Here is a 17,937-nt window from a genome sequence, read left to right on the forward strand (position 1 = left end):
TTAGTTATCTGAGAAAATGCCTATTTGCTGTAAATGTCTTTCTGTTTGGTATTTATTAAAGTTATCCCATTTTGGAGGAAAACTCGTTTTTTGACCATACATCGAATCCAGGCAAACATTTTTCTCTTTGTATTTCTCATGTAAAACAGCCAGAATTTTAAAGAAAAATACATCCAGCATGACAATTGCTTCAAATTCGGATTTTAGCATATCATAATTAGAATCGGATGGATTCAATAATTGCAGTAAATCTAAAACTTCATTCTTTTCCTCTTCATTAATTTCAGTAGCATAGCCCATTTTTAAAGTTTTAAAAACCAAATTATTCCAAACTTTGCTGTCATGTCCCCATTGAACATCAGGCAAATTTAAAGAATGCTCACAGATTAGAATAATTGAAAAAAGAACATCATTTAAGTACTCAGCCGGAAATTCATCAAAACTTCTGAATTCAAAACCGCTTTGGTACATTTTTTCCTGATTAAAATCCAGTCCTACTTCTGAAAGCATTTCATATTCCATGTCAGCTTCGATCTGATCACGCCACCAAATGTTTTCTTCTTTATCAAATTTCAACAGCTTTCTAAATTCATCTACATTATAAGTTAGGATTTTACCTTTTGGCATTGCCTTGTTATAGGTTCCTACCCCTATGTATCGTGACATGGCATTTCGCATAGAACCCAGGGTAAAGTTTTTATCTAAACTATATTTGTCGCTTATCACGCCCATAATATCAGGGCTTCCAAGGGTTGCTATAAAAAAAGATTCAAACCATTGCAGCAAATAAATGGCATTGGCGTGTGTTTTTTCAAATTCATTATAATCTACAATTCTGCTGTCTTCAGTCAATGACGGTAAGGTAATGTGAAAATGATACGTTCCGTTATTAAACAAAACGAGATTCTCCTGATTAGTCATAAACATATTAAGACCATTGTTATAATCAGGAAAGTTTAATTTACCGTTTAGAACAGACGATTCATTAATTTTATCCAGAAATAATTTTTTTGTAGCTTTTAGTTCTTTACAAGAATCAGCTATTGTTCTGTTTTCAAAATATTTCGTTACAAATTCGATAGAATCTCCGTCAAAATGTACAGAGCCCATTGTTTTATTCCTTTGCGTAATCATGCTCTGAATATTGTACGGCTGATCTTCAAGAAAAAGTTCCATAATAGATTTTCCAAGATATTCAGGATTTTCAAGCGGTTGTGCGATCACCTCACCATTTTCTGTATCCAATAACGGTTTTACAGTCGATAGTGTTTTGTGCTGGTAATTAATATCCAGTTTTTCCAGCGAATGACTATTCATCATTCTGCTTACTTTATAGTTTTCATTCAAAACAAAAGCTTTTTTCAAAATAGGAGCGAGGCTTTCCGGTTTATAGCATTTTCTATAATCGATACTATATTTCTCAAAACCAATTTTTTCTTGTATAAATTCACCAGAAACTATTAGGGATTCTTCAAATTGCATGTAGGTTTCGTTTTCTAATCCTATTCCCCAATAATATTTTTTTGTCTGATTGTCTTTCATTTATACTATTTTCTTTTTTATGGTTAATTATAATTTATAAAGTCATTATTTTTTATTAAGAAATACAAACCTAATCTGTTCAAAATTAGAGGCAAAAAATCTTTTAACGGATAAAGCATCATTTTGCATCCATTAAAAAAGTTTCATTTACTTTTAAAATTTTAGGAATGTATTTTAATCTTAGAAAATTTGCACTTATATCGACCGAAAGATTGATAAAAAATAAAATTTTATAATGGGGTTATAAAATTAGTATTTTGCAATTAATTGCTTTTATATCAATAATTTATGATGATGAATAGCCTGATTACAACATTTTGCTATTCCTGTATTTTCCAGACTGCAAAAGTAGATTATTATTATGTTATTTCCTAAGGGTTAACACGCTGAAAATCAATTATTTTTTTAACCATTTAAAGAATCCGGTGAATTACTTTGTTTAGTCATGGTAATAAAACACATAGGAGGAGTACAATTCATCGTTCCACCAGTCTTTTCTAACTTCTGAAAAATAATTATAATTCAGTTTTCCTGCCTGAGATTGTAGTGGATATACTACTATGCCATTCTCGCGATAGGCTTTATGAACATCCGTTTCAGGAACAACAGGAACAATATGACCTGAGAGGCCTTTTATTTTTCTTTTGGCACAAATTATTCCAATTCCGCCATTAATATTCACTTTATTCTGAATTTCATCAGCCGAATGCATTCTTTCCCAGCCAAAACTCGCTCCCCATTCTAAAAACCAATCGTGTATGGCACTTGAGTAAATGCGGTCGACAGTTTGCTCAAAAACAGCTTCTATTTCCTGTCCCTTTAAAACTTTTTCAAGAGATTCAGCTGTCCACCAAACTGTCGGAAGATATACTTGTGAGAAATAGCAATAATCATAAGAGTACACATTACAATAAGTATCTTCTACTGTTCTTTGATACCTGATATTAGCTTCAACATTCAGTTTATCAATAATTTGACCAATACTTTCTTTTTTACTGCCAGCATTCTTCAAATCTCTATATGGGATAGTGGAATCGTCAATTGGTTTTTCCTTCATTTCCGCAGAATCTAAACGAGATTCCGAATCGGGTAATAAATCAGCTTTCCTAATTTTACTATTCGGTATAGGATTATCAACCAAAGTTAATGATGCTGGTGGTACGGTGTGATTTTCCATCTTGACTACTTATAAAATGAATTGACTTGATAATGCATGAATTTCGCATTCACATAACGACTTTGTCAACCAGATGGCAAATATAAGGATTTAAACTTCTTAAGAAGTTTCACAGGAAGTCAAATTAAGAAAACAGCACCGATTAATTGGGAGGTTATACTACAGGATTTAGCTTTGAGAGTTGACATCTATAATTCTTTGCACACTGATGATAAAAGCTTCTGTGTCTTTTATTTCTTGTTTAATTGACATGCTGTAATCAGCTAATTTAAAACGTTCTATCATATCTTTTTTTAGATATTTTATCATAGAATCAATACTTCTGGTATCATTTTCGCGCTGCCTTTTTAGCTCACGCTGCTTGCTTTGCAGATAATCTAAAGTCTTTTTTAATCTTTGAACATTTGCTTTTTCCAATCTTAATTGTTTTAAAATTATTAAACAAGGGTAGTTTGAATTATAACAAATTAGATTCCTTTTACCCTACGACAGCTTAATTAATTAACAGAATTTTTAAACATATCATTTCGCAATATGAGATTTTGATTTTAGCGATATTTCATTTAATTAGAATAATAAATTATATAATTCCCACGACTGTCTTCTTAAAACCTTTTCCTAATAATAGCCTTCCAAATCCCAAACTTTACCTGAATTACATTATGTTAAACATTGATTATAAGTGTTTTGATACATTATTCTGTAATAACTAAAAATAATTATGTAAGTATTTTACTCTGTTAAGACTTAAATTTGATATAGTTTAGTATTAATAAAAATAGGATTTTATGAAAACACTTATCAAAACCAAAATTGCCTTGTTAGTTCTTGTAGCCGGATTGTCATTCTCATGTAAAAAAACAGATACTGTCCCGGCTGATGCAGCTTACGACTCAACCGCAGTAACCGTTGATTCTACAGCAATAGATACGACAAATATCCCACAAGACACCACTACGGTAATAACGGACACGACAACTGTTCCAAAACAGTAAACACATTAAAGAGAATAGATTTAGATCTATTTATTGATTCATTCATTACTTTACACATTAGTTATTGATTCACAAGCCTGCAGTAATTTATTATTGCAGGTTTTTTAAATTAAAATAGTGGAAGAATCTAAGTGTTATTTTATTTTATCAATCTCAATCCATACAGGAGCATGATCACTGGTTTTTTCCCAGCCACGAACATGGCGGTCTACACCACCTGCTTTTAGTTTTTTAGCCACTTGGGAACTCAAAAGAAAATGATCAATCCGAAGACCTGCATTTCTTTCGTAAGCCTTTCTGAAATAATCCCAAAAAGTGTAGATTTTTTCATTTGGATACAATAAACGAATAGCATCTGTCCATCCCTGCGAAACTAAATCTTTAAAAGCTTTGCGGACTTCGATTCTGAATAGGGCATCATTTACCCATTTTTCAGGTTTATATACATCCAGTTCTGTAGGCATGACGTTAAAATCACCTATCAATAGTGCAGGTGTTTTCAAGCTAAGTAAAGTTTCAGCCCGGGCAGAAAGTCTTGCAAACCATTTTAGTTTGTATTCGAATTTAGGTCCCGGTAACGGATTACCATTGGGTAGGTAAAGGCAGGCGATTACAATTCCGTCAATTAAGGCTTCTATATAACGGCTTTGAAGATCATCCTCGTCTCCGGGAAGTGTACGGGTAATTTCCTCAATTTCCATGTTGCGGGCGAGGATTGCAACTCCATTCCATTGTTTTTGCCCGTGCCATATAGCATTATAACCAGCATCCTCGATTGCTTTTTGTGGAAATTTATCCTGTGGCGCTTTCAGTTCCTGGAGGCACACAATATCCGGCGCAGCTTCTTCAAGCCACTTAAGCAGGACATTTAATCGGCCGTTAATTCCGTTTACATTATAGGTAGCTATTTTCATTTGGAACTTTTCTTCTTCCAATTGAATTTGTTTCGGTTTTTATCTCAGAACAATTTAAGCTTGAAGTAGCAGTATCAGGCAGATCATCCCAATGTCCCCAATCTCCTCTGTAGGCTTTACGATATATAAAATCGATATTATCGGCTAAACAAATCTGGCTGTGTAGAGAATCTGTGCTGTAGGCTGTACTGTTGTAAGTGTTTGATTTTTCCATGATTTGAGTTTTTTAGATAAAGCACAAAAATACAGCCTTTGGCTCTTTTTCGAATTATATAAAAATCCGAAAGTGTTATGTAATTTACATGTTTGCAATTAAATAAGCATTGATTATCTATAAACCCTGTATAAAGTCAGCTTCATCAAAAGACATGGATATATTCTTAACAGTAGTCTGTTGGTGTCGTTTATTAAAAACTTTTCCCGGATATTTAGTTGCGTATGTCTTTATAAGCTGCATAATATAATGATTGCTCTTATAAGGCGTTACATATTCTTTTATTTCAGAAGGTTCTGTAAATACAATGTCTGATGCAATATAACCCATACCATAAAAATGTCCGTTTTCAATCCAGATATAGCTTCGTTCATCTGCAGATCTGCCTTTGTCGATAATGGCAAAACTGGATCTGTTGCCTAAAAGAAAATCAATGGCATTTTCAACTCTTTCATTGTGAATCACGACTTCGGGCAAAGCTGTAAAATCATGGGTTGGAAAATTTTCTCCGGCTGTGGTAATGCCATATCTGCAAAACCGGTTATCAATTTCAAACTGTTGCTTAAGACTAATGAGCGTACTTATTCCTTCATGAACCGTATTAAAATATTCGATGCAGGTCTGAAACTTATTTAGCTTTCCGGTTACTAAATATTTATAACCGCTGCGGGCTTCATACTGATACAGTCCATATTTAGGTTCAAAACGTTTTAAAGCCCTGTTATACATTGGCCAGAGTTTTTTTATTTCAGTACATTCCAATAGCAGGGCCATAAGTTCTGTAGCACATATTTCAAAAGATATGGAGTAAATATCCCGTAGAAAATTTTGCCGCTGCGATGTTATTTTATGACCACTGAAATGCGAAGCGACACGCTTTTTTAAGTTGATTGCTTTTCCGACATAAATTACCTTGTTCAACTGATTATAAAAATAATATACTCCAGGTTTTTCCGGCAAAGCATCAAAATCTTCAGGAGGCAGGTTAGGAGGCAAGCGCTGGTCCTGCGCTGTATTTTTGACCATTTTTTGCAGATGACCTCCGGAATCCCATTCTAACAATCGGGAAAATAGTATGGCTGTGGCATCTGCATCGCCACCGGCACGATGCTGGTTTTCTAACGGAATATCCAATGACTGGCAAAGTTTCCCAAGGCTGTACGATGCAAATCCGGGTCTAATTTTTCTGGCGGCACGAACCGTACACAGTTTTCTCGCTGTCCACTTAAATCCTGATTTTTCAAGTTCATGCCGAACAAAAGAATAATCAAAATTGACATTATGGGCAACGAAAATACGATCTGTAAGCATTTCCAAAACTTTTTCCGAAATATCATCAAAGATTGGGGCATCACGTACCATTTCATTGTTAATACCTGTAAGCGCAAAAATAGGAGCAGGGATTTCTTTTTGAGGATTAACCAGTGTCTCAAACCGATCAATCACGCTTTTGCCATCATGGATAATAATCGCAATTTCCGTAATACGGCTGCCGCTGGCATTTCCGCCTGTGGTTTCAATATCTACTATGGCATATTCGGTCTCTTTCATCTTCTATCTTCATTAGAATCTTATTATTACTTCTTTCCGATAAATGCAAAATTAAAAGAGATCAGGATATTTTTGTTCTTGCTATAGTTCTAAATTGTAACAAAAATTATTTTTTATACATTTTAATCTTTGATATTTGAATAGTGTAAGTATTACGACAATTTCTGTAAAATTAAATCAGAGTGTAGGGCTAAATTTGAAAATACTTAAAAATTAATTATTATGAAAACTGCAGAAAAAAATACTACAGCTACAAAAGCTAAGACTACAGCAGCAGATAAAAAAACTACTGCACCAAAAAGCAAAACAGCAACACCTAAAACAAACGCAGCAGGAGTTGTAAAAGCAAAAACATCTGCTGCCGAAGGACTTAGAGAATTGTTTATAGATTCGCTTAAGGATATTTACTGGGCAGAGAAAGCATTGATCAAAGCATTGCCTAAAATGGCAAAAAATGCTACTTCTGAAAACCTGGTTAAGGCAATTAAGGATCATTTAGCCGTAACAGAAGAGCAAAAAGAAAGACTTGAAAAAGTGTTTTCATTAATAGGTGAAAAGGCTGTTGCCAAAAAATGCGATGCCATGGAAGGTCTTATCAAAGAAGGAGAAAGTATTATGGAAGAAACAGAAAAAGGCCCTGTGCGTGACGCCGGAATCATAGCTGCATCTCAAAAAATCGAGCATTATGAAATTGCTTCTTATGGAACATTGGCTGCTTTCGCTGTTACTTTAGGTGAAGATGACGCAGTTCTTTTACTGGAAAAAACACTGGCAGAAGAAAAAGAAGCTGATACGCTACTGACTGACGCTGCTTACAACAGCATCAATTTTGAGGCTGCCGAAGAAGAGGAGGAGTAAGTAAATACGAACTCAAGATTATATTAGTAAACCTGTATTGTTATTATGATACAGGTTTTTTTATCTCTTTATTTAACAGCTCAATGCCTGTTGCTTTTCAAATAATACCCCAAATGGCATCTGAATTAATTGTCTCTCTATGGAAAATCTCTATGATTATTATAAAAAAAAGCCTTCGCCATATAAAATTGGGAAGGCTTTTTTATCGTTTTTAATTAGTCCGAGTTTTAAAAAATTAACGGATTCAATCATAGCAACTAATCTATTTTGTAGCCGTCATCAGCGAAAGTTTCGGGTTCAGTGATTTCTTCCTGATCGTAATTTTCGTCTTCTTCATTCTCTGTTGGATCTTCTTCTTCCGGATTATTTTCTTCAGAATCATCTTCAAATTCGTCAAGATCAAGTGCGTTTGAGAATTCTGTATCCAGATTTTCGTTTTCTGTAGGTTCAGAAGTTTCCTCTTCGCTCAAAAGATTTTCTTCTTCAGTGTTTTCCTTTTGGTACTGATCAACATAGCTTTGATTTTCGGGATTCTCGGGGTTGAAATTATCATCGTCCTGATTGTAATTTCTTTCGTTATCTGTTATCATAATAGTATTTTTAAGAGTTAATTGTTTACGATGCTTGCTTTTCAGTTTATTAGCTTTCTTAAAGTTAAGCACAAGACCCAGGGGCATCATTCATTTTGATGTTAATAATTTGAAATAAATTAGCTGTTGGTAGCAGCACTTCCGGAACTTCCTGCGCCTCCTGAATTATTATTGCCATCTTCTTCTTCATAACGGTTCGGATCGGTCCCATCCTCATCACGCTGGTCGTCCCAGTCTCCGGTGTTGGCTTCTTCACGCTCATCATTGTTTTGTTCCTGAGCAAGCTGTGCGTGATACGGGCATTTTGCTAATTCTTCGCTGGTGTAGTTATTTGAATTTTCCATGATATAAATTTTTAAGTTATTAATATTCTTAAAATTAAGTTTATAGCACGACTCTTTCTTATAACAACTGCTGCATTTCTTATTAAATTATCATATATCATTTAAAGTTTGAGATTCGAAATTTCATATTTTATAACATCAGCGCAGTTACGGTAACCCATAAAGTTTCATAATTCAAATTGATATTTATTTATCTTTATAAAATAAAAGTATAAGCAATGACCATTCAGCAGTTAAAATATATTGTAGCTTTAGACGAAGAACGCCACTTTGCACGGGCAGCAGAAGTGTGTATGGTTACACAGCCCGGGCTTACGATTCAGTTGAAAAATCTCGAAGAAGAAATTGGAATCAAGATTTTTGACCGAAATAAAGTGCCACTAACACCTACAATTTTAGGAACCGAGATTATCAATAAAGCAAAAAAAATCCTGCGCCAAGCCGATGAAATCAGGGATTTTGTGGTAAACGAAAAAAACCTGCTGGAAGGGGAGTTGAAGCTGGGTATTATTTCGACTTTATCACCTTATTTAATTCCGTTGTTTATCAAGGCAATGAAAGAAGCGACGCCAAATGTCCGTTTCATCATTCGCGAATCCAATACGGGACAGCTGATGAAAGATCTGGAAACAGGAACCATTGATGTCGCCATTATGGCAACACCTACCGGAAATGCCAATTTAATCGAACATCCTGTTTTTAAGGAACCTTTTGTAGCTTACCTGAATGAAGGGCATCCCATGGCAAAAGAAGACTTTTATGAATTACAGCCGACTGATAAAACAGAATTGCTCTTGCTGCACCACGAGTTTTGCTACAATGCACAGCTTTTGGATATCTGCGGATTAAAAACCTCAGACAAAATAAAAGAACAGTTTACCTACGACATCAGCTCTATCGAAACCTTAAAAAACCTGGTGCGTGCCCAATTGGGATTTGCTATAATTCCGCAGCTTTCCGTTTTAAACGAAACCGAATCAGGACTTTTTAAACCCTTTAAAGAACCCATTCCGGTACGCGAAATCAGCCTGGTGGTTTCAGATTCGTTCTCAAAAAAATTGTTACTCGAAAAAATGAACGAAGCCATATGGAATTGCCTTCCGGAGTCTCTCAAAAAAAACTTCAGCTACCGAAAAATCCGCTGGAACGATTCGCCTTATTTTGTAAAAGAAGTGAGTAAATATATGTAATACAAATGCCTGACATTACTGTCAGGCATTTTGATTTTTTTTTAAACACATAGAATCATAGCTATAACCCTTTGAACGACAAGGAAAAGTTATGTATTTAGTTTATAATTCATAATTCATAACTCATAATTCATAACTCATAATTCATAACTCATAATTCATAACTCATAATTCATAACTCATAATTCATAATTTATAATTTCTTAGAAGCTTCAATAATCACATTAGCCACTTTTACCGGTTGTGAGATAAAAACCACGTGGCTTCCTTTTATTTCTGTAATTTTTGTATTAGAACGTTTGTACATGTTACGCTGAATATCCGGTGTAATACTTTTATCTTCAGTGGCTACAATTCCGTACGAAGGTTTGTCTCTCCACGCAGCTTTTGTAACAGGTGTTAAAAATCCTTTAGCGTGAAAAGCACCTTGTGAAGCATACATAAAATCAGCTTGTTCTTTACTCAAATCCCCTGCAAAACCAGCGTGAAATTTAGCCTTATCATAATAAGCAATTCCTTTGTCATCCGGAGCCAATACACCATTTTCAGGAGCAGGAGGAGCGGTTTGCAGCCATTGAACAGAATTTTCGCCATTATCAGGTTGTAAAGCCGCTACATAAACCAAAGCCGCTACTTTAGGATGATTTCCGGCTTCTGTAATGACAGTGCCGCCCCAGGAATGTCCCACCAAAATAGTTGGTCCGTCTTGTCTGTCAAGTGCTAAGTTGGTCGCTGCAACATCATCTTCCAAAGAACTTAACGGATTTTGAACGATAGTTACATGATACCCTTTTTTACTCAAAACTTCATAAAGCCCTTTCCACCCCGAACCGTCTGCGAAAGCGCCGTGAACCAATACCACATTTTTAATTTGTACAGCAGCAGCAGCTTTAGCCTGTGCACTGGCATTTACACTTGTAAACAGTAAACTTAAGATCAAAGCGGCGAACACGAAATAAGATTTCAATTGTTCTTTTATAGATAGTGTTTTCATAATTTTAGATTTTTTAAATTAATATTGATATTGATTTTTGAAATTGATATTGACTTTTGATATTGACTTTTGATATTGAAATTTAATTCAACGTAACAGTTAAGCTAATTTCAGTATTAAGCAATTTAGAAATAGGACAAATTTCCTTTGCTTTCTGTGCTGCCTGCTGAAAATCTTCTGCAGAAATCCCGGGTACTTTTCCGGTTAGTTCCAATTGAATCAAAGTGATGGTTCCGTCTTCGAAAGTAACTTTGGCTACCGTATCCAAATCTTCAGGAACAAAACCGGCTTCAGAAAGTAGAAAGCTCAATTGCATCGTAAAACAGCCGGAATGTGCCGCTGCGATTAATTCTTCAGGATTCGTTCCTACACCCTGGTCAAAACGGGTTTTAAAAGATAATTGTGCTTCGTTTAGGGTGGTGCTTTGTGTACTGATAGTTCCTTTTCCGTCCATTCCAGTACCTTTCCAGTTTGCGTTTGCTCTTCTTGTAAATTTCATGATTGCTATTTTTAAAGTTGTTATTTAATTTTCAAATCAGTTGTTTGATTTTGATGAAGCAAAGGTATAGGGAAGGTGCTTATAAATCAAATTAATAATTTTTCAGTGTTATTAAATTATTTTATAATAATTGATTTTCAAGAGCTTAATAAGGATATTAACCGTTACAAATATTTAATTCTTTTCTAATAACTCAAAAAATAGAGGCAATCGACTTAGTGATAAATGCTTTATTTTTGCAGTAAACAGATTAAATAATCACCGCTTATTCGCAGTAACACCTCTTACTATGCACGAAAAATTAAGGCAACATATAGAAAAAATAGTACCACTTACAGATGATGAGTTTGCGTTTATAAGTGCACATTTTACCACTAAAAAATTTAAGAAACACCAATTTATGATACAGGAAGGCGATACAGTCAGGTATTGTTATTTTGTAATTTCCGGGCTTTTAAAACTCGTTCATACCGATAAGGGAGGAAAACCACACATTGTTTCTTTTGCCATGGAAGATTGGTGGGAAAGTGATTATTACGCCTTTTTTACGCAGACCGAAGCCACATTGTCCTTAGAATGTTTAGAAGACACGGAAGTGTTGTGCTGTACCCTCGAAGATTATAATAAACTTTGCAACGGCCTCCAAAAAATGCAGCGCTTCTTTCTCGAAAAAGCCAATTTTGGTTTCCTGGGTTCACAACGCCGAATCATTTCATGGCTTACTTCCAACTCCAAAGAGCGTTACGAACAGCTGATCAAACAATATCCATCCCTAATGCAGCGCGTTCCCAAAAGTTTAATTGCTTCTTATCTGGGTGTGTCGCGCGAAACGTTAAGCCGTTTATCCGCTTAGTGTGATATAGCTCACTTTATATTCGTGATGTATGTCAAGTCCGGATTTAGGGATAATCAGGAACTTTGCTTTGCAAATTTAAAATAGCAGTTATGAAAAAAATCACGACGATTTTAGCTGTCATAGTATTCACAATAGTGTCTGGAACGGCACAAAATAAAAACGCAAAGCAAATGGAAAAACACATCACAAATCCGTGGAAATGGCAGGACGAACGCAGTTATGTTCAGGCTGTCGAAGTAAAACAGCCGGCAGGAACCTTATATGTTTCGGGTCAGGCTGCTGTCAACGCTGACGGAACATCAAGCACCGAAGACATGAAATCTCAAATCATTTTAGCGCTCCAAAATCTGGAAACGGTCGTTACCCAGGCAGGTTACGAACCCAATGGAATTGTCAGACTCACTATTTATACAACTTCTTCAGCGGAGTTTTGGCCTCATTTTTCGCTTTTTCAGGATTGGATTGCCAAACACGGCATTAAACAAGCCACCACTTTAATGGAAGTTAAAAGTCTTTTTGAAACGCTAAAAATCGAATTTGAAGCTACCGTTGTAAAGTGATTTAATTTAGCAGCAATAGTATTGGGGGATATCTTAAAACAGAAGTTTTGGATATCCCTTTTTTTGTTGTCGTGAAAAAAACTGTTTGTCTTATCATATTTTAATTAAAACTTAGTTTAAAGTCGGAGACGTTTGCCAGCGGTAAGAAAGTAACTTGATGGAGCAGGGGAGTATCAACGATAAACTTTCATAAAAAATTTTACAAGCCATGCCAATACCAACTTCTTTTCACCTAAACAAAAAATTGATTTATCTGTTTACACTTTGTACTTTTGCCGTTATGAATGACAATTTTGTAAATGAATACTTTGGTATCGGCATCCACAATGGTAAAACGCCTGAAAATTTGGGTGTTTTGTGGCGATCGGCTCAAAATTTAGGCGCTACTTTTATATTTACCATAGGCAATCGATATGCCAAACAAGCCTGTGATACCCATAATGCGGTAAAAGCAATTCCGTATTTTCACTATGATACTTTTGAAGCTTTTTTCGAAAACTTACCCAAAGGAGCCCGATTGGTGGGTGTTGAATTAAATGAAAAGGCCTCCGATTTAGAAACCTTTGAACATCCAAGACGCTGTGTGTACTTATTAGGTGCAGAAGATCATGGTTTGCCTTTGAAAACAATGAAAAAATGCCATCATTTAGTGAAATTCAAATCTATAAAAAGCTTAAACGTAGCGGTGGCAGGAACGATTGTGATGTATGACAGGAATTTGGCTAAGCCGAGGTCTTAAAATACAAGCTTTGAGATTGCTATTTTTTTATTTGCTGAATATTTTTTTCAATATATTTCAAATAGATTGCGTCGTCACTTTTACTACTCCAATCTTCATTTATTAAATCCCAATCATTTTGAAAAATCTCTTGGATTAATGGTGAAATTTGAAAATATTTTATTTCCTTTTTCCCCCCCCAAGACATCATGATATGATATTTGGATAAAACTTCTTACGTTAACACCTCCATAATCTATAAGATTTTGACGAGTTATAAATTCATCTTGAAAGCTATTGACGTTGTCGAATTCATATATTAGACCTTCGTTTTCACCACTCAATTTACCGTTTGGATTAAGATACTCTATCACTGGAATACTTAGTTCTTCACGATTTTTTTTAGTTATGCTAAGAAATGAAATCTGTTTTTCAATTTCAAAATCTGATATTTTACTATTGTTATTAAAAACAAGCCATTTGGTTACTTGATTGGATTTTGTTGAATCAATAAATAATTGTGTCCTTTGAATCTCTATTCTTGGAGTATTTTCAGATTCCATTATTTCCATTTGTCTTTTGGAAATGTTATTTGCTTGAAAGGAAACAAAAATACTTGTTATAGTTAATACAGTAGCCGCTAAAACTTCAAAAAATATTTTGTTTCGTTTTAGGAAACCACGCAGTTTGATTATTTTACTTTTCATAGTTTGATTTAGAAATTGTATAAATGACATTTTTGACTTCAATCATTTAAAATTCGATCAAAATCTTTGTATTTTTTTTACTATTATTTTAATAATGATATCGAGTTATTATAACCTTTTACAAAACACATTCAAAAACCCCAATAACTTTCAAATACTCTAATTCATCATCTTTTAATTCAATTTCATAATATTCGGAATTAAAAGATAAAGGTTTTAAAGTAATTGTTTGATGATTCCATTGGTCGTTCTCAGTATTTTTTGTACTGTGATATTCTTTTACAGTATAGCCAGCACCAAAATCAGCATCTTGAATATTCATACTTTCTACTAATACGATCTTTCCATTTCTTGAGCCACCAGAATCTTTTTTAAACAAACAATATGAACCGTTTGGGATTATTTTATTCATGGATTCACCTTCAATTTTGCATACAAAATATCCTTCTTTTACCGCAATATTAAAAGGTAATTCAATCCATTCAAAATCAGAGTGTATTTGTAAATCACTGAAATTACCTGCGGCAGCAGTAATGTCAACTAACGGAACAGAATTTACATAAGGTTTTACTTCTTCAAATGGTATCATTCTAAAAGGAATTTCAGGTTGAAAAGTTTCAATATTTCCCTTTAAATAATTTCTTAGACCTTCATTGCAAGCATAAATAAACGTTCCTTTGATTCCTCTATACATTATTGTTTTATAGATATTGATAATATAAAGTCTTAAATCTTCTATATCATCTATTCCATTTTTTCCGTATTGATCGAAATACATACCTCGATCAATAACTATTTTTCCAGTATTTTTATCGTAATCAATTTCTCTACCAAATATAACTCCTGTATAATTCAAATCATATCCCTGAATAGTATGAATAGAACCTACTTCCTTAAAAGCATTAGGCGAATTAACCCAATCTTTTTCAGTCTTGTTCCATTGAAATTTTAAACCATTAATTTCAATATCAATAGCTTTTTTATTTTTTTTCGAAACCCATGGCCATGAATATCCAGCTATCAATCTGCTTAGACCATACAGAGTCTCCCTTTTACCGAGTTCGTCATATAAATCATTTAATGAATCAAAATTCATTAATTCGTAATCTCCGATTTTAAAAAATTCATTGGTTTTTCTTTTTGTATGAAGCAATTCATCTACGAAAGAAATGTAATTATTTCCTCCTTTAACTCTCATTTGCGAAGTCAATTCAAGTTTTAGAGTTCTTTCATCATTCAAAAGACTGTCAAAGTGACTTTGATCAATGTCGGACGGTTTTACGGATTGCGCCGAATCATAGAAGAAAATTTGGTTTTTACTATTAGCGAATATCCAATCTAATTCATTCCCGCTATCATCTAATCCTAATTTTTGATTGTTCTTTCTAAAAGTCCCTAGCCAGCCAATATTTTTGTATTGTCTCAATCTATGAGCTTCGTCTACAATCAATAAATCATACTTTTCTTTTAGATTAAATGTTTGAGATGGACTAATAATCATTTTTTGATTCAAACCAGGGATTTTTTTGAAAACATTTCTCAAAGATACTCTCAACGAAGTCATTGCAATGACTAATCCGATTTTAGCATTTGGATATTTTGATTGAAAAGCCCTTATGTAGTTTATTTCCCTTAATTCATCATCATTGTATTCTTCCAGACCTGATTCTGAAACATCAGAATGCAACAATTTTATTAAGTAAGTAGCAAGTATAGTTTTACCCGTTCCAGCACTTCCTTTGATAAAAATTCGATTAGATTCCTTTACGCATAAACCATTTAGAATTTCAAGTACTGAATTGTACTGGTCTTCATTTAAAGCTTTGTATGGTGAATATTTAAAAAGTTCAGAATTTTCAATTTCTGCAAGAGATTTGCTTACAATTTTCTTTTCAATAAGTTTATTCCATATTTCTTTGAAAAGATCTTTGTATAAATCTTGTTGGTAGTAGTTGTGGTTGATTAATCCATAATTTCCATTTTGAAGTTGATAAGTACCTTCAGAAGTTATGTATTGTATCAAATTAGATTCAATATCTAAAGTAGCAGATTTATTGAATTTGTCACTTCCAATAATCGAAATTTTATTTAGAACACTAGACTTATTTGGATTACTAAGATGATTTTTAATTCTACTGTATGCGTTTGTAGATTCACCCACATAAGCAATACGTTGTGTCTCATTTTGAATAAAATAAACTAATGGCCATTGGTTTTTTACCCAAGGATTTTGTTCTATTTTAGATAAGGAATTTTTATTAAAATCATATTGCTCAGAAACTTCAATAGACAGTCCAAATGATAAACTCATAGTTCGTTATATTTCTTAGCTGTTCCTTTTGCCTTATCAATAGGATATTTTAAAGCATTCTTTTTAATCTTCTCTGAGAGAATATCAAAAACATCTAAGTTATGTTTTTCAGCGAGCAAAAAAGTAAAGGAAAGGATGTCAGCAATTTCTTCTTTTAAACGGTCTTTATTGATGTTTTCAACTTCATCATCTTTTTTCCATAAAAAAAGCTCATTTAATTCAGATGCTTCAAGTGAAATAGCCAAAGCTAAATTTTTTGAGTCATGAAATTGTTCCCAATCCCTATCATTTCTAAATTGAATTAATTCTTGAATGATTTTATTGTACTTATCCATAACATTTGTTTTGTATCAAATTAATTAAAAAACATTCATTAATCAAAGGATTACCAATTGTTATTTTTTCTAAAACTTCTAAGGATCTGCGTTTAAAACTATTAAATTATTCAGAGATTATTTTTAAAACAAAAAATCATTCGTTTTAGCTTATAGTTATTTCTCTAATTCTGTCAGTTAAGAATTTCTCTGTGAATCCTGTATTCCAATTATCATAATTTTGTAACAGTTGAATAATATCATTGTCTACAAGAGGGATAATTAAGCCTCTATCATCTCGATAAGTATCTTTACATCTATCCATAAATAACTGGAAATCATCAATATGTCGACAAATAATAAATCCAACTTTTCCTCTATTTACCGAAAAACGACCGCTAATTTGATCTAATTCAGGATTTACTATATCTCGACTGTAATTTTTACATTCAATAAATATAAATGGACATGATATTTTAAAGTTTTCCGATAATCGATAAAAAATTCCACTTTCTGCTGCATTGTCAAAAGTAATATCTATTCGTTTTCTTCCGTTGTGAATTTCTTTTTCTTTTATTGGATTTATTAAATGAGGATAAAAGATTAATTCCAAAATCCCAATAATGATATTATGAAAATCTGAAGCACACTTATTTCCAGAAGGAATTGATTGAAGTTTAATTATTAAATCTTGTCTAATTTTGGTAATATCAATATCGGTGATTTCAATATTTGTTAGAGAATTAATGTTAGTTTTATCTTTGAATTGCTCTAAAACCTCTGGATGCTCAAGGGTAAAACGTCGTAGAAAATTTTTTGATTGAGGATTGAATTCTTTAATGCTTTTTTTTGTAACAAAATGAGCTCCGCTATTTTTTCTTTGAACCAAGGCAGTATTTAATCTTAAGTTCTCATTTTGAAGATATTCTAAAACAAAATGATTGTAATATTTATCAGGAGTATAGCCTTTGCAAAATGACACTATTCCTTTTGGTACTAGCAAAATTTTATGCTCCTCTATTACAAGCATTTCTGTATGTTCAATTTCCCATTCATTTGATCTTCTATTCCAGAAATATCCAGATGAAACGCTTGGCAATAATGGAATATTATGAAGTTTGCATTGGTTTTGGGTATAGATAATTAAATGATTAGTAATTATATTAGTGGTCATATCTGATAATTTATCTTTTCCAAAATTATCGACGAATAAAATATTATCTTCAATATCTTGAATTAATCCTGTTTGAATAGCTCTACTTTTTAACAAGCTATCATAAATTTTATCAGTATCTTGATTCCCGACCCCGCGCCCTCTTGGATTGCCAATAGACATTCCTAAACAAGTCGAGTTTGGCTCATGGAGATGGTCGAATAGTTCTTTAGCTTCATCTTCATTTCCGCCTCTAATTAGGTCAATTACTCTTTGAAAAAAACTTCTTAATGTTAGGGTAGCGTCAATTGACCAATTATCTTGTTTTTTACCTAAAAAGAATGGATCTAAAAAGAGAGGTAGATCTTCATTAGTATCTATATCAACAAAATCAAGTTCAGCTTGAGATTTATTTAGGTTGTAAATTTTGCTTATTTTCATAATTTAGGA

At 33.3% G+C, this 17,937-nt stretch carries 20 protein-coding genes; 6 read left to right on the forward strand and 14 right to left on the reverse strand.

The window, feature by feature from the left end; all coding sequences use genetic code 11:
* From DMB68_RS06175 to DMB68_RS06185, 3 genes are all read right to left on the reverse strand, one after another.
* Entirely contained in the window at positions 1-1,542 is a 1,542-nt protein-coding gene (locus tag DMB68_RS06175; RefSeq protein ID WP_110345748.1) for a hypothetical protein, read from the reverse strand.
* 439 nt (positions 1,543-1,981) lie between these two features.
* The gene (locus DMB68_RS06180; RefSeq protein WP_110345749.1) at positions 1,982-2,719 is read right to left on the reverse strand and encodes a hypothetical protein; all 738 of its coding nucleotides are present in this window, start codon (positions 2,717-2,719) and stop codon (positions 1,982-1,984) included.
* 168 nt (positions 2,720-2,887) lie between these two features.
* Complete coding sequence (locus tag DMB68_RS06185) at positions 2,888-3,136, reverse strand: hypothetical protein (RefSeq protein ID WP_110345750.1); 249 nt, start codon at positions 3,134-3,136, stop codon at positions 2,888-2,890.
* A gap of 371 nt (positions 3,137-3,507) precedes the next feature.
* On the opposite strand from DMB68_RS06185, the gene DMB68_RS06190 reads away from it, so the two are divergent.
* Positions 3,508-3,714, forward strand: coding sequence for a hypothetical protein (locus DMB68_RS06190; protein ID WP_110345751.1), 207 nt, complete (start codon positions 3,508-3,510; stop codon positions 3,712-3,714).
* A gap of 134 nt (positions 3,715-3,848) precedes the next feature.
* On the opposite strand, the gene xth is transcribed toward DMB68_RS06190, so the two are convergent.
* The 3 genes from xth to DMB68_RS06205 all read right to left on the reverse strand — a co-directional run bounded on the left by xth (position 3,849) and on the right by DMB68_RS06205 (position 6,393).
* A complete protein-coding gene (xth, locus tag DMB68_RS06195; protein ID WP_110345752.1) occupies positions 3,849-4,628 on the reverse strand; it encodes an exodeoxyribonuclease III in 780 nt (259 codons plus the stop codon).
* Positions 4,609-4,842, reverse strand: a complete 234-nt coding sequence (locus DMB68_RS06200) for a hypothetical protein (protein ID WP_110345753.1) — start codon at positions 4,840-4,842, stop codon at positions 4,609-4,611. Before DMB68_RS06200 ends, xth begins: the two co-directional genes overlap by 20 nt.
* Positions 4,843-4,959: 117 nt before the next feature.
* Positions 4,960-6,393 carry an exonuclease domain-containing protein gene (locus DMB68_RS06205; protein ID WP_110345754.1) on the reverse strand — a complete coding sequence of 478 codons (1,434 nt, stop codon included), beginning with the start codon at positions 6,391-6,393 and terminating at the stop codon, positions 4,960-4,962.
* Positions 6,394-6,615: 222 nt separating this feature from the next.
* Here DMB68_RS06205 and DMB68_RS06210 point away from each other — a divergent pair, with 222 nt between their 5' ends.
* A complete protein-coding gene (locus DMB68_RS06210; protein WP_110345755.1) occupies positions 6,616-7,251 on the forward strand; it encodes a YciE/YciF ferroxidase family protein in 636 nt (211 codons plus the stop codon).
* A 257-nt stretch (positions 7,252-7,508) separates the two neighbouring features.
* On the opposite strand, the gene DMB68_RS06215 is transcribed toward DMB68_RS06210, so the two are convergent.
* Both DMB68_RS06215 and DMB68_RS06220 read right to left on the reverse strand, forming a co-directional pair.
* The gene (locus DMB68_RS06215) at positions 7,509-7,841 is read right to left on the reverse strand and encodes a hypothetical protein (RefSeq protein WP_124019392.1); all 333 of its coding nucleotides are present in this window, start codon (positions 7,839-7,841) and stop codon (positions 7,509-7,511) included.
* A 119-nt stretch (positions 7,842-7,960) separates the two neighbouring features.
* Entirely contained in the window at positions 7,961-8,185 is a 225-nt protein-coding gene (locus DMB68_RS06220; protein ID WP_110345757.1) for a hypothetical protein, read from the reverse strand.
* Between the two features lie 218 nt (positions 8,186-8,403).
* Here DMB68_RS06220 and DMB68_RS06225 point away from each other — a divergent pair, with 218 nt between their 5' ends.
* Positions 8,404-9,375 carry a hydrogen peroxide-inducible genes activator gene (locus tag DMB68_RS06225; RefSeq protein WP_110345758.1) on the forward strand — a complete coding sequence of 324 codons (972 nt, stop codon included), beginning with the start codon at positions 8,404-8,406 and terminating at the stop codon, positions 9,373-9,375.
* 193 nt (positions 9,376-9,568) lie between these two features.
* Here the strand turns inward: DMB68_RS06225 and DMB68_RS06230 are convergent, their stop codons facing one another.
* Both DMB68_RS06230 and DMB68_RS06235 read right to left on the reverse strand, forming a co-directional pair.
* Positions 9,569-10,369: an alpha/beta hydrolase gene (locus DMB68_RS06230; RefSeq protein WP_110345759.1), complete on the reverse strand. Its 801-nt coding sequence runs from the start codon at positions 10,367-10,369 to the stop codon at positions 9,569-9,571.
* Between the two features lie 82 nt (positions 10,370-10,451).
* Positions 10,452-10,868, reverse strand: coding sequence for an OsmC family protein (locus tag DMB68_RS06235; protein WP_110345760.1), 417 nt, complete (start codon positions 10,866-10,868; stop codon positions 10,452-10,454).
* 289 nt (positions 10,869-11,157) lie between these two features.
* Between DMB68_RS06235 and DMB68_RS06240 the strand changes: the two genes are divergently transcribed.
* From DMB68_RS06240 to DMB68_RS06250, 3 genes are all read left to right on the forward strand, one after another.
* Entirely contained in the window at positions 11,158-11,721 is a 564-nt protein-coding gene (locus DMB68_RS06240; RefSeq protein ID WP_110345761.1) for a Crp/Fnr family transcriptional regulator, read from the forward strand.
* A gap of 173 nt (positions 11,722-11,894) precedes the next feature.
* Positions 11,895-12,284, forward strand: coding sequence for a RidA family protein (locus DMB68_RS06245; RefSeq protein WP_110346373.1), 390 nt, complete (start codon positions 11,895-11,897; stop codon positions 12,282-12,284).
* A gap of 280 nt (positions 12,285-12,564) precedes the next feature.
* Positions 12,565-13,023, forward strand: coding sequence for an RNA methyltransferase (locus DMB68_RS06250; RefSeq protein ID WP_110346374.1), 459 nt, complete (start codon positions 12,565-12,567; stop codon positions 13,021-13,023).
* Between the two features lie 113 nt (positions 13,024-13,136).
* Here DMB68_RS06250 and DMB68_RS06255 read toward each other — a convergent pair whose 3' ends face one another.
* The 4 genes from DMB68_RS06255 to DMB68_RS06270 all read right to left on the reverse strand — a co-directional run bounded on the left by DMB68_RS06255 (position 13,137) and on the right by DMB68_RS06270 (position 17,928).
* On the reverse strand, positions 13,137-13,709 hold the full coding sequence (locus DMB68_RS06255; protein WP_124019393.1) for a hypothetical protein: 573 nt from the start codon (positions 13,707-13,709) through the stop codon (positions 13,137-13,139).
* Positions 13,710-13,827: 118 nt separating this feature from the next.
* Positions 13,828-16,020, reverse strand: coding sequence for a DNA/RNA helicase domain-containing protein (locus tag DMB68_RS06260; RefSeq protein WP_110345763.1), 2,193 nt, complete (start codon positions 16,018-16,020; stop codon positions 13,828-13,830).
* The gene (locus tag DMB68_RS06265; protein WP_110345764.1) at positions 16,017-16,355 is read right to left on the reverse strand and encodes a nucleotide pyrophosphohydrolase; all 339 of its coding nucleotides are present in this window, start codon (positions 16,353-16,355) and stop codon (positions 16,017-16,019) included. Before DMB68_RS06265 ends, DMB68_RS06260 begins: the two co-directional genes overlap by 4 nt.
* A gap of 145 nt (positions 16,356-16,500) precedes the next feature.
* Positions 16,501-17,928, reverse strand: coding sequence for a hypothetical protein (locus DMB68_RS06270; protein WP_110345765.1), 1,428 nt, complete (start codon positions 17,926-17,928; stop codon positions 16,501-16,503).
* Between the last annotated feature and the right edge of the window lie 9 nt (positions 17,929-17,937).

It is taken from the genome of Flavobacterium hydrophilum, assembly GCF_003202405.1.
Taxonomy (GTDB): Bacteria; Bacteroidota; Bacteroidia; order Flavobacteriales; family Flavobacteriaceae; genus Flavobacterium; species Flavobacterium hydrophilum.